14 protein-coding genes are annotated in these 11,773 nt (G+C 43.5%); 7 read left to right on the plus strand and 7 right to left on the minus strand.

Translation table 11 applies throughout. The features are described 5' to 3' along the window. Window positions 1-2,434: NB-ARC domain-containing protein (locus AABK37_RS36805; protein ID WP_432556395.1), on the minus strand; the 2,434-nt coding region annotated here is incomplete at its 3' end. 162 nt (window positions 2,435-2,596) lie between these two features. Between AABK37_RS36805 and AABK37_RS36810 the strand changes: the two genes are divergently transcribed. From AABK37_RS36810 to AABK37_RS36820, 3 genes are all read left to right on the plus strand, one after another. After that, the gene (locus tag AABK37_RS36810) at window positions 2,597-2,929 is read left to right on the plus strand and encodes a hypothetical protein (protein ID WP_432556396.1); all 333 of its coding nucleotides are present in this window, start codon (window positions 2,597-2,599) and stop codon (window positions 2,927-2,929) included. A 445-nt stretch (window positions 2,930-3,374) separates the two neighbouring features. Next, window positions 3,375-3,563 (plus strand): hypothetical protein, encoded by a 189-nt coding sequence (locus tag AABK37_RS36815; protein ID WP_432556397.1) that lies wholly within the window; start codon window positions 3,375-3,377, stop codon window positions 3,561-3,563. Window positions 3,564-3,588: 25 nt separating this feature from the next. Further along, window positions 3,589-3,897 (plus strand): DUF433 domain-containing protein, encoded by a 309-nt coding sequence (locus AABK37_RS36820; RefSeq protein ID WP_432556398.1) that lies wholly within the window; start codon window positions 3,589-3,591, stop codon window positions 3,895-3,897. Here AABK37_RS36820 and AABK37_RS36825 read toward each other — a convergent pair. Together AABK37_RS36825 and AABK37_RS36830 are read right to left on the minus strand one after the other, a co-directional pair. Then, on the minus strand, window positions 3,890-5,470 hold the full coding sequence (locus AABK37_RS36825; protein ID WP_432556399.1) for an MFS transporter: 1,581 nt from the start codon (window positions 5,468-5,470) through the stop codon (window positions 3,890-3,892). The two genes, AABK37_RS36820 and AABK37_RS36825, sit on opposite strands and share 8 nt — an antisense overlap. 6 nt (window positions 5,471-5,476) lie before the next feature. Then, a complete protein-coding gene (locus AABK37_RS36830) occupies window positions 5,477-6,682 on the minus strand; it encodes a low temperature requirement protein A (protein WP_432556400.1) in 1,206 nt (401 codons plus the stop codon). A 171-nt stretch (window positions 6,683-6,853) separates the two neighbouring features. On the opposite strand from AABK37_RS36830, the gene AABK37_RS36835 reads away from it, so the two are divergent. Next, window positions 6,854-7,186 carry a hypothetical protein gene (locus AABK37_RS36835; protein ID WP_432556401.1) on the plus strand — a complete coding sequence of 111 codons (333 nt, stop codon included), beginning with the start codon at window positions 6,854-6,856 and terminating at the stop codon, window positions 7,184-7,186. A gap of 266 nt (window positions 7,187-7,452) precedes the next feature. On the opposite strand, the gene AABK37_RS36840 is transcribed toward AABK37_RS36835, so the two are convergent. After that, a complete protein-coding gene (locus AABK37_RS36840) occupies window positions 7,453-7,827 on the minus strand; it encodes a c-type cytochrome (RefSeq protein WP_432556402.1) in 375 nt (124 codons plus the stop codon). A gap of 190 nt (window positions 7,828-8,017) precedes the next feature. Between AABK37_RS36840 and petG the strand changes: the two genes are divergently transcribed. After that, a complete protein-coding gene (petG, locus tag AABK37_RS36845; RefSeq protein WP_432556406.1) occupies window positions 8,018-8,131 on the plus strand; it encodes a cytochrome b6-f complex subunit V in 114 nt (37 codons plus the stop codon). Here petG and AABK37_RS36850 read toward each other — a convergent pair. From AABK37_RS36850 to hisH, 3 genes are all read right to left on the minus strand, one after another. Beyond that, window positions 8,092-8,268 carry a hypothetical protein gene (locus AABK37_RS36850; protein ID WP_432556408.1) on the minus strand — a complete coding sequence of 59 codons (177 nt, stop codon included), beginning with the start codon at window positions 8,266-8,268 and terminating at the stop codon, window positions 8,092-8,094. The two genes, petG and AABK37_RS36850, sit on opposite strands and share 40 nt — an antisense overlap. Continuing rightward, window positions 8,265-8,810 (minus strand): 16S rRNA (guanine(966)-N(2))-methyltransferase RsmD, encoded by a 546-nt coding sequence (gene rsmD / locus AABK37_RS36855; RefSeq protein WP_432556407.1) that lies wholly within the window; start codon window positions 8,808-8,810, stop codon window positions 8,265-8,267. Before rsmD ends, AABK37_RS36850 begins: the two co-directional genes overlap by 4 nt. Window positions 8,811-8,888: 78 nt before the next feature. Then, a complete protein-coding gene (gene hisH, locus AABK37_RS36860; RefSeq protein WP_432556403.1) occupies window positions 8,889-9,524 on the minus strand; it encodes an imidazole glycerol phosphate synthase subunit HisH in 636 nt (211 codons plus the stop codon). Between the two features lie 58 nt (window positions 9,525-9,582). On the opposite strand from hisH, the gene AABK37_RS36865 reads away from it, so the two are divergent. Beyond that, window positions 9,583-10,095 (plus strand): peptidase C15, encoded by a 513-nt coding sequence (locus AABK37_RS36865; RefSeq protein WP_432556404.1) that lies wholly within the window; start codon window positions 9,583-9,585, stop codon window positions 10,093-10,095. Window positions 10,096-10,134: 39 nt separating this feature from the next. Continuing rightward, complete coding sequence (locus AABK37_RS36870) at window positions 10,135-11,484, plus strand: DUF3370 domain-containing protein (RefSeq protein WP_432556405.1); 1,350 nt, start codon at window positions 10,135-10,137, stop codon at window positions 11,482-11,484. The last annotated feature ends 289 nt before the right edge of the window (window positions 11,485-11,773 follow it).

An 11,773-nucleotide genomic window follows, 5' to 3' on the forward strand; every position in this document is an offset into this window, starting at 1 on the left:
ACAACTCTGGCAGTTTCTCTGCTAAAGCTCTCAAGGCACGGGCGCGATAAAACTCATCCTGAATCGACCTGGCAGCAGCCAGTGCTTCTGGCAACAACTCTGGTGGCAGTTTCTCTGCTAAAGCTCTCAAGGCATCGGCGCGAGAATCCTCATCCTGAATCGACCTGGCAGCAGCCAGTGCTTCTGGCAACAACTCTGGTGGCAGTTTCTCTGCTAAAGCTCTCAAGGCATCGGCGCGAGAATCCTCATCCTGAATCGACCTGGCAGCAGCCAGTGCTTCTGGCAACACCTCTGGCAGTTTCTCTGCTAAAGCTCTCAAGGCATCGGCGCGATATCTCTCAGACTGAATCGACCTGGCAGCAGCGAGTGCTTTTGAAAGTGCTAGTTTTTCTAAATTTGGTGGTAAATAGTTGACTAACTCTGCAAGGGCTTTCACTTTCTGCTTTGGTTCTGGGTTTTGCAGGGCATAAGCTAGTCCTTGTTCAGCAGTCCAGAAATTGTTTTTGACCAACGCTACCAGCAATTCCACTGGTACATTAGCTGCCAAACTATTAAGAGAAGCCGTAATTAAACCATAGCGACACTGCAAACTCACCACTTGCGGCAAAGTTGATTCATTCCAATTCGCTTCTGCTAATTCCCAAGCACGAGAAATATCTGTGATGTAACCTCCAGTTTGTCCCAATTTCTCCCGCGCTTCATACCAGCCATTATTGCCAGTTGCCGACTCCTTCTGCAATAAAAAGTGAATCTCTTCTACTTGTCCTGCTTTCTCCAAGTGCCAAACTAAACGCTGATGAATGTAACCATCATTAGGCAAGGTATGCCATAAACCATTCTGGGTTTTCTGCCGATACTTTTCCAACAAAGCAGCGTGAGCATCAGCAAGGTTTAAACCCAACCCAGCCAAATCTTCTGGACGCTTTGGTACAGAGGGAGCAGTTAACAAATTACACGCTAAATCGTGGAATAAGTCATGTAAACGATAGGTGGGTGTTTTATTTACAGCTACTCCTGGCAACAGTAGCGCTTTATCCTTGAAATATTCCAATGTATCAAAGGCATCGCGCTCATCATCCATATCCCAAAGTGTTGCTGCCATTTGGGGAGTAATGCTGACATCTTCAGGTAACACCCCAAGCCAAGTAAAATTTTCTCTTTCCTCTTGTGGCAATACCTTGATACTCAAATTTAATGATGCAGTCAGGCTGAGGCGTTTTAAGCTGGCTTCATCAGTAGCATCTCTAGCTCCAGCAAGGTTAAATGATTTTAATCGGGCAATTTCTTTCTGAATATCTTGTAAAAACACTGTCCAAGAAGATGTACCACTTGCAACCTGAACTGCTGCCAATTCCAGCGCCAAAGGCAGATACCCAACAGCCTCGGCTAAATTTTCCGCCGACTGACGCTCTACACCAATGATGTCACGTCCTAGTCTATTCTTGAGCAGTTCCATCGCCTGGGCTGGTTTCATCACATCCAAATTATAAAGCCTAGCTCCCAAAACATGGGCAATTGAACCTTCACGAGTAGTTACCAAAACTTGGCAACGCACCCCACCAACATTAAATGCTTGTGCATCTTTAGTATTCCACGCATCATCTACCACTAGCAACACATCTTTCTCATAAAGCAGAGTCCGCAAATGCGAGGAAGTTGCTTCTTCACTTGTAGGTTTAAAGCTATAGTCTCCTAGTGCTTGCACCCAGCCACTAAGTAAAGAAAGCACATCGGGTTTTTGACCTAATGTTGCCCAAAGAATGCCATCACAAAAACGAGATTGTACCTCTACTTCATGGGCTAAAGCCGCAGCTAAGGTAGATTTGCCCACAGAACCCAAACCGTGAATCGCAGTAATTACTAAAGTGCGACTATCAGAGGACGAACCATTTAAAAGACGAGTCTTTAAATCATCGCTGTACTCTGGGCGTTCTACAAAGTATGTGGGTAAAGGTGGCGCTTGGAATAGAGTAAGTTTTTGGGGTACAGTAGCAACACCCTCATCTTGGGTGAAATTTGCTGCTAATTCTTTCGATTTCTTTGGTCTGCTATTTTCCCAAGCTTCATCAAATCGTTTTAAGTTCTTTTCCCTATCCCTTGACCACAGCTTGAGTGTAAAGTGCCATTCATCAACACCCTTGATTTGAATACGGTTATCTTCGAGAATGTTCAAGAAATCCTTTAGCAAATTTAGCGCTTCTCGAATTTGCTCTTTAGTTAACTTGCCAGGATATTTATCTTTTTGCGTCAGCAACTCTAAAGCTACCAGCGTTGTCTCAACAGTCAGCTTGGGGTTAGCCCTGTCTTCTTCTTTCCAGTCGTACTCAATTTTAAAGCCACCGTCCTCAAATTCTCCATCAGCAAAACAAAGCAACGCCTCTAGCAGACGCTTCACTCGCTTTTTAGGTTCAGGACCGTAAGTTTGTCGCGGCATTGCCTTTCAAAAATTGAGTAAGAAGTTTGGGGCTACCCCAAATTTAAACTACCACCCCAAACTCATGTAATCCAGATTCTAAGGCATTTTCAGCAACCTTGGGGTATTTGCTTAGGGACACAACCCCAAAGAGAACCTATATCTATAGCGGTTCCGATTCAGATGCGGTACAAAATTATATCACTAGGTGTAAGGGCACGGCAGTGCCGTGCCCCTACGGGTGTACCTCACGTAAACGAGAACCGCTATATCAACTCTTTGGGGTACAAACAAATGCAAGGCAAGCGTCAAAATATTCTCACTAAAACCATTGCTTTGTTGCTGGCAATGCAACTATTCTTGATTGGTTTACAAGCTAAAAGCCGAATTGACCAAGGTAACTCATCCCTTGAGGCGTTGATTTGGATGACTCAACAATATATTTCAGTGCTGGTTAAATTTCGCAGCTTGCAGGATAAAAAGGAGAAAAACGATTCTCCAAAAAGCAAAGAATGAAGTCGTAGGGTGTGTTAGGCAAAACGCCGTAACGCACCGTACTAAATATGCAAATGGTGCGTTGCTTGCGACAACGCACCCTACATTGCTACTTAGACTTTTTCAAAAACAATTTAGGATTGCTAGAACTGTTAAAATCAGCATAATGGTGTCATGCGAAAAAAACACACCCAATAAAAGAAAAATGCCAATTGTTAAACTACAACTCTCCTTATAAACTTTAGCATCAGCAATATCTTCCCTTGATTTAACAGAAAAACGTCAAGTCGCTTCGCTCCAATTCAAAATTCAAAATTCAAAATTCACGCATAGACAATTAGATAAGGATTGAACCCGCCACTAATTGAAGACCACTGAAATTAAAATTTCCAGTGGGGGCTTTGACGCGAAGGATGAATTAATTAAAAATTATTTTTCTTTCTTAATGCGTGAATTTTGACCTTTTTTGAATTTTGAATTCAAAAAAGGTCAACTTCAAGAGCTAATTGAGCAACAAATTTTTGAAGCCGAAGAAGCATTGTATGAAGACGATGCAGAAACACAGGCAGAAATTCAAGCAGTTCGTGCTGAGTATAAAGATGGTAAATTCGTAATTATAAATGAATATCTTCCTAACCGCTTAGATCAAAGATAATGTAAAAAATTTGGGAGAACAAGTTTTGGCAACTATTACCGATATCGGCACACTAATTAATTATAATCCTGAAATACACGGCGGTTGCCCAATTATTGCTGGTACAGGGGTGACAGTCCGGCGCATAGCCTTATGGTATAAACAAGGTTACAGCGCAGAAGAAATTGCGGAGCAAATTAGTCATTTGACCTTAGCGCAGGTTTATGCAGCTTTAGCTTATTACCATGCTAACCGCGATCAAGTTGATGCTGACATTGCAGCAGAAGAAGCAGAGGCTGACAGATTAGAGACACTAATTTTTTCTGGCGATCGCCTATTAGTAAATCTTAGTTAAGGGTGTCTTGGGGCTTAATCATCAACGCAGCCACGATCGCACTGACGATTGCCAGTCCAGATGCAATCAGCATAATCAAGCGAAAACTACTTACAAATGATTGGGCGATCGCGCTTTTCAATACTGAAGCAACCGCTTCACTTAATCCAGGTGGAATTTCTGCTCCAGCTAGTTTAACTCGTTGCGGGTTCAGTAGTTGTTGGACTGATGGTGGTATTTGTAGCTGCGTTAAACGAGTATCAAGAGCAGAATTAAAGGCATAGGAAATGATTAAACTAAAAACAGCGATCGCAAGTAAACTGGCAGTGCGGGCAACTGCATTATTAATCCCCGAAGCAGTTCCAGCTTGCTCCACTTTCACCGCTCCCATTACTGTAGTAGTTAGTGGTGCAACGCTGATAGCCATGCCAAATCCCAAGACAGCGATCGCCGGAAAGAATGTTATCCAATAACTACCCCCAATACTGGGTAAAGCAAACAAAGCAAATCCCACAGCAGCAATACTCGGACCAATAATCAACGGTCGTTTTGCCCCGTAACGGCTAACTAATCCACCTGACCAACGTGAAAGCAGAAACATCAACAGAATCAGTGGTAAAAAAGCACCACCTGCGGCAGTCGGTGAGTAACCTTGTACCTGGATTAAATTAAACGGAAAAAAGAATAACACTCCACCTAATGCAGCATACAACAGCAGGGTAAGTAAGTTTGCACCACTGAAAGTCCCAGAACGAAATAAACTCAACGGCATCATCGGCATACGCTGATTTTTTTCCACCAGCACAAACACAATCAGCGTTGCAATACCCATACCCAATCCAATAATCGCAACTGGATCGCTCAAGCTTGTATGTCCGGCTTCCAGCAATCCATAGACAAGACTACCTAAGCCGACTGTTACCAAAAATGCACCCCACCAATCCAGCTTGTTCGTTGCGGCTTCATTACGGCTTTCCGGTACGCGCAAAAATACAATCCCCAAAACCAGCAATGCTATAGGCACATTCAGAAAAAAGATCCAACGCCAAGATGCTTGTTCGACTAACCAACCACCCAACACAGGACCCAGTGCAGATGTAATCGCAGTAAAACCCGACCAAGTACCGATCGCCTGTCCTCGTTGTTCTTGACTAAATGCAGCACTTATGATAGCCAAACTTCCAGGCACTAACAGCGCACCTCCAATTCCCTGTATGGCTCGTGCTAAAATTAACTGATTGATATTGGGCGACAATCCACACCAAATCGAAGCGAAAGCGAAAAGTGCGATTCCGGCTGCAAAAATGCGTCGCCGTCCGAAGTTATCACCGAGCGATCCACCGACTAAAATTAATGCCGCCAGAAACAGCGCGTAGGACTCTACCACCCACTGCACCTGAGTTGCGGTTGCATTTAATCGAGCTTGCATCACAGGTAGTGCGACGTTAACCACACTGCCATCAATCATCGCCATGCTAGAGCCAAGAATCGTCGCTGCCAAAACCCACGGTCTCACATCTCTAGCACATGGCTCATGGCTGGATGTAGTGCGTATAACACCTTCATCGCAGGGTGGTTTGACGATATTAGCCATCTGCTTTTAATCCCTAGTTTCGATTTTAATCATCTCATCTTCGCGGGTTGCGGTAGGCTTAGTTTTCAGGATTTCAATGCTGACTTTTCCAGCAAGCATCGCAAATAAAAGCCCCTGTAATCCTAATGGTGGTAGCAATCCACCGAATATGGCTAATGTAAGAGCGATCGCCACTGAAGCAACCATCAGCCAAGAGAAGTTGCGACGACAGGCAGTCACCCAAATAACGGAAATCGACAGCATATAAAGGGCAACTCCTCCGCACAGTGCCCAACGTGCCCCAAATGAAAGCACATGATGGCTGGCTTCATGGATTGTATGTTCAGTGCCAACTGCGACTAAAGCAAGTCCCATAATGATTGGCAGGTGTCCGTAATTATAGACGTGAACCGAACGAATACCGCGAATAATGACTGCTGTTTCCAGAAAATTGAAATAAAGCCACCACAAGCAAGCGGCGATCGCAAAGCCGAATACAGCTGCGATTGTCGGCAGTAAATCCCAGTTGCCTCCAGCAGTGGTAGAAGCGACAGAGACGATTTCTTCGCCAAGCACAATCAGCGTTAACAAACCAAAACGTTCTGGCAAATGCGAAGGATGTACTGGAGTTCCCGTTAACAGTCGCGATCCGATAATGGGTGTGAGTAGCTCAATTGTCATGGCGATCGCCCAAAGAATGTAGCGAGTTGGTTCACCAAAGGCAATCGAGGCTAACCAGAGGATGGTACTAGGAATGTAGGAGGCAAGATATAGGTTAAGATTGGCTCGTGCAATGGAAACATACTGCACCGTTCGTAGATATAGCATCAGGACAATCGATCGCATCGCTACATAAGCCAAAGCAAAACCGATTGCACCATTATTAAATGCGTTGTGGACATTCGCTGCCAGAAAGATGATTGCCAGCATTCCACTTAAAATTAATAGCCGATGCACCACATCATCAGTGTCATAGCGATCCGCGTAGAATGTAAAGAGTGTCCATGCCCACCAACACGGAACAAACAATGCCGCAAACTGCAAGAAACCAATTAAGGAAAGATGGGTTTCTAAAGTGTGACTCAGTTCGGCGATCGCAACCACAAATACTAAATCAAAAAATAATTCAATCCAACTAGCATGGCGCAATCCTTCCTCATCAGTGTCTACCCGTAAACGAGGTTGTCTCCAGCGATCGTTGGTTAGGGGAGGAATTCTTGTCTGTTGATGCATTGTGGTTGTTTCCTAAACAAACTTATTCTCAAAATAACACCGCCAACCCTCACCGATTTGAGCGTCGTTATCCGCGATTTTATGCTGACTCAGTTTAGTTAGAGGGACTAGGGTAGTAAATTAATGTACTCTTATAAGTAGAGAATTAGTATAAAATAAACTAAGCAATATATGGCTATTCCTAAAAAAGGTTCAAGATTAATTGTGGTTGATGGCGATCGCTATCGGTGGCGTATCCGCAGAAAAATCACTTATTCTCAATGTAATGGATGGGGAAAGCTAACATTTGCAGTAGAACACTTTGATAAATCAGGCGCGACTTTAATCGTTAAGATGCCTCAAGGACATCCAAAAAATTGGACGTGGGAACCGATCGTTCCCGTTCTTCCGTGTGATGTTGAATACAGTATACGTCAAGCGATCGCCAAAGGTTGGAAGCCGTCCGAACCGGGTAAGGTTCGCACCGACACGGTTCCAAGCAAAGCCGTCGCCGAACGCGGATAAAAGTCGTCGCCCATTTTCGCCCATAAAGAGCGACTATGTATACGTAGTCGCGCTCGTTATCTAACTTTCCGTTCGCAACGAGAGCGCGAACGGAACACTTGAAAGGTTTTTCATTATGGACAAAGTATTTGAACAAACATCTTCAGTGATGCTGCGTGCGGGACAGTCTGACGACGCACTTCCCTGTGGCACCATTCTGTACCATCAAATAATTTTGCAAGAGGTCTATTAAACAGCCCCCATTCCCCATTCCCCATTCCCCAATCTTAAAGACTCTCCAAATAATTCAACAGATCCGCCATTTCTTTGACGCTGGGCTTGAATTTTGGCATTGGTGGCGTGTCACCGCTGGTTACTTGGTGAATCAACCCATAACGTGACTTTCGCTTGGAGACGGCTTGCAAACTCGGACCCACTCGCCCATCGGCTTCTAACCCATGACAACCCGCGCAGTTTATTTGAAAGATAGCGTGTCCTTGAATTGGGTCTCCTGTCAGCGATAGAACACTCTTAACATATGGATCGGAGGCTCTAAGGGTGCGAACAGCAAAAATGCCCAAAAGGATTGATAGCAGAATCGCCACTGCCAACAAAGCGATCCGCTGAATCAGAATTTCAGGTTTGTTAATCTGGTTATCCAAAGGGTTTGCTGTAAAACTATAAGAAAGTTTTCATTTCATACACATAGCTTAAAAGTTCTTGATTGTGTCTGCAAGCACAAATTTAAGTTTCGTTATTTTTATTCAGCGCTGAAAAATGCAATTCAATTGGGGATTCATACCCGATTTGGTAGAATCAAAAGCAGAAAACGTTAATTATAGGAGATTTACAGTGGTTGAACCCCTGCTATCAGGCATTGTTATTGGTTTAATTGTTGTCACCCTGGCTGGCTTGTTTTATAAGGCTTACGAGCAATTCAAACGCGGCGAAAAACTCGGTCTGTAAACTGGGGAGTGGGGAGTGGGGGGGACAAGGAGACAAGGAGACAAGGAGACAAGGAGAATTTTTGAATAATACTCTTCTTGTCCCCCCATCCCCCCATCCCCCCATCCCCCCCTCTCCCCCTCTCCCCCTCTCCTCATTCCCGAATTCTGTAGAATGTCAAAGCGGTGTTGCCGTAAAGTTTCTCGCGGCATATTTCCCAAGCTGGAATTACTGGAGATGTCCAATTTTGGGGACTGTGTTCTACGGCTATTTCGCCGCTAGAATCTAAAAGCTGATAATCAGCGATCGCTTCTAACACTGGCTGATATAATCCACTGGCATAAGGCGGATCGAAGTAAATTTTATCAAATTGCTTTCCTGATAAGTTTTTTAAGCGCTGCAATACGTCTCCCCGCAGCACTTGAAATTCCTGATTTTCGTTTTGTACTTGCTGCCAGTTTTGTTGGATAATGGCACAGGCTCGACTCGATTGTTCAATGCCTACAACAACGCTTGCTTGTCTAGATAAAGCTTCTGCCCCCATTGAACCGCTACCAGCGCACAAATCCAGCCAGCGACAACCAGCTATTTCTCCCTGCCAAATATTAAAAACTGCTTCGCGTACCCGCGCACTCGTGGGACGGGTATCTTGTCCAGGTAAAGTTTTTATCTGGCGATTTCCGTAAATTCTCAGACTCATTTTTAATTGGTCATGCGTCATTAGTCCAATGGATGTCAGGACTAATGACTAGGACTAAACATAAAACTCACATTTATATTATGCAGGAATTTTTTCGCGGACTTGAGAAACAAAATTAGAGAGGATTTGCAGTCCTATATTAGAGGATTTTTCAGGATGAAATTGGACTGCCATCAGGTTATCGGTTGCGATCGCTGCTGTGACTGTTTGATTACCGTGGGAGACAGTGGCAGCGCGGATTTGGGGGTCAATTGGGTCAACATAGTAAGAATGGACAAAATATACCCAAGGCTGATAGGGCAAATGCTCCCACAAAATACTTTTTGGCTGAGTCAATTGCAGTTGATTCCAACCCATGTGGGGAATAGTAATTCCGGGTTCGGGAATAAACCGTCGCACTTTTCCTTTGATAATTCCGAGTCCTGGTAGTTTGCCTTCTTCACTTGATTCAAAAAGAATTTGCAATCCTAAGCATATACCTAAGAAAGGTTTGCCGCTGGCGATCGCTTCTTTTATTGGTTGTTCTAAACCACGCGCTCTTATATGTTGCACTGCCGGATCGAATGCTCCCACTCCTGGCAAAATAACAGCATCTGCTTGTTGTAAATCTTTTAAAGAGTGAGTTATCTTCGGAGTTGCCCCTGCTTTTTCCAAACCTTTGCAGACGGAATGCAAATTTCCCATCTCATAATCTATGACTGCAATTACCGGCATTTACCTTCTCCTTGTAAATTTCTTAGGGAGACTTTTTATATTCTAAATAATATTTGTTATGAAGAAAAGAATCCTATTAACTTCTTTTGACATTTGGTTGCCTCATCAGCAGTCAAATTCCTCTGATGATTTATTGATCGAAGTCGGTAAACTTAACTCGCTTGTTTATGATTTTACTTTTTTACGACAGTTACCGGTCGATGGACAGCTTGCCAGTTATCAGGTTCAGGCAAAAATCGAAGTCGTTCAACCAAATTACATCATCCTTTGTGGCATGGCAGAAAGCCGTAAACAATTGAGTGTTGAAAAAATTGCCAGTCAAGCCGAAAATATTTTGCAGACAACGGTAGATTTAGAACAACTGGTGGCAGAAGCAACCGCTATTGAGATTAGCGATGACTGCGGCAAATTCGTCTGCGAGCATCTTTATTATTCAGTCTTGGACTATTTGAGACAGCACCAACTCACAATTGGTTGCATTTTTGTCCACGTTCCCATTTTGACGGAAGAAAATTTTGAAGGAATTTTTGCCGATTTCTTATTGATTGTTGACAAATTGGCACTTTTATAAAGTCGTTTGCGTCTCGATAGTGAACAAATATGTAGATTTATGTTGCCTTTTTTACTAATTTTTCCTATCGCTCAAACAATTTCCCCACCACAACCAGAGGAAGTGGTGCAACAACAAGAAGTGCGTCCTTTACCCGGACAGTTAGATAATGTGCCTGTGTTTAACAGTAATAGTCCAGAATTAGTTTTGAAGGAGGGGATTTTACTTTCTACCTTTCCTTCATATGGGAAAAAAGTACCGCAAGCACACTTGAATTTTCCTTTTCGGGGAAGATTTGATATTTTCGCTCACCACATTGCCAGAGCGGAACCTCCAGATAATTTGCGGACGTTGTATTTAGGGATAATTTTGCACAACCCAACGAAGCAATCGGTGAAGGTGAATGTTTTGGAAGGAGCGAGTTATTTAAGTCAACCAGATGCACCGTTTATAGAATTGCCATCTATTATTGATAATTCTTTAGGTAACATTTTCGCAGGTCCAGGCGATCGCGTCATGACTGATGTTTTAAGAAAACTCCGACAACAAATTTTACCAGCACAAATTGTCATTCCGCCAGGGCAAAGTCAGATGTTGTTAAATCAGCCAATTCCGGTCAAGGAATTAACACCGCCGTTAAATGGTCGGTCAACATTGATACATCTGCAAAGTAGTGGTACAATTTATGCGGCAAGTCTGGCGATGTTTGCACCGATAAATTCTGATGGTAGCGAGCGATCGCCTTCTCTGCAAGAATGGCAAAATCTTCTAAATAATGGTGATTTAGCCGGACCGCGTGATAAAATACCCACTGAGCCAAATAGTGCTAGACCAATAATATATGGTCGTGTCGCCGGCGTTGCCCAAGGTTCTGAGTGGAAAGCTTTATTAATAGATCGTCCCCAAGCTAAATATCTGACTATTCCCCAACCCGGTCGAGCCTTTTCTTACGCTCTGAGTACAATTCCGGGTGGTAGCTTGGGAACTAATCAAATTCAAAGTGCGCCGATGTTGGTACGCTATCCTGACACCGCATATCGCGCTCACGGCAACTATGGAATTAAATACAGTCTCAAATTGCCACTATATAATAATACTCAAAGTCGGCGCATTGTAACTATATCAATGCAAACACCACTAAAGCAAGATAAATTAGTAAATCGAGGCTTGCGCTTTTTGAGTATACCCGGACCGCAAGTATTATTTCGCGGTACAGTGCAACTACGTTACAAAGATGAGCAAGGTAAACCCCAGACCAAACTTATACATTTAGTACAAAAAAGAGGTCAACAGGGTGAAGCGCTGGCAGTGCTAAACTTAAAAGCAGGCGATCGCTCTGACGTAGAAGTAGACTTACTCTATCCCCCAGACGCCACCCCACCGCAAGTATTAACAGTCACAACCCAGTAATTAACGTATTTTTCGTAGTAAGCACTTCAGTGCTTGAAAAGAAAAGCGAGTACAGCGCTTACTACAGAAGTACTCTCAATCTTATTGGTTCAACAACTCCGTAAAGGTAAAAATTGTCTGGCTGCCATTGTGTCGAACCAATCGGTTTTGTCCCTTTAGCAGTAATACTAATTTGAAATGTCAACAGGTGGATTACTAAATAATAAAATTACTGGATAAAGCCGGACATCTCCGGCAGTTTTGTTCTTAAACATTGCCCATGCTAAAGTACTAAAATACCGACATCTCC

Origin of the sequence: Tolypothrix sp. VBCCA 56010 (genome assembly GCF_050875635.1) — a bacterium.
GTDB lineage: Bacteria > Cyanobacteriota > Cyanobacteriia > Cyanobacteriales > Nostocaceae > Hassallia.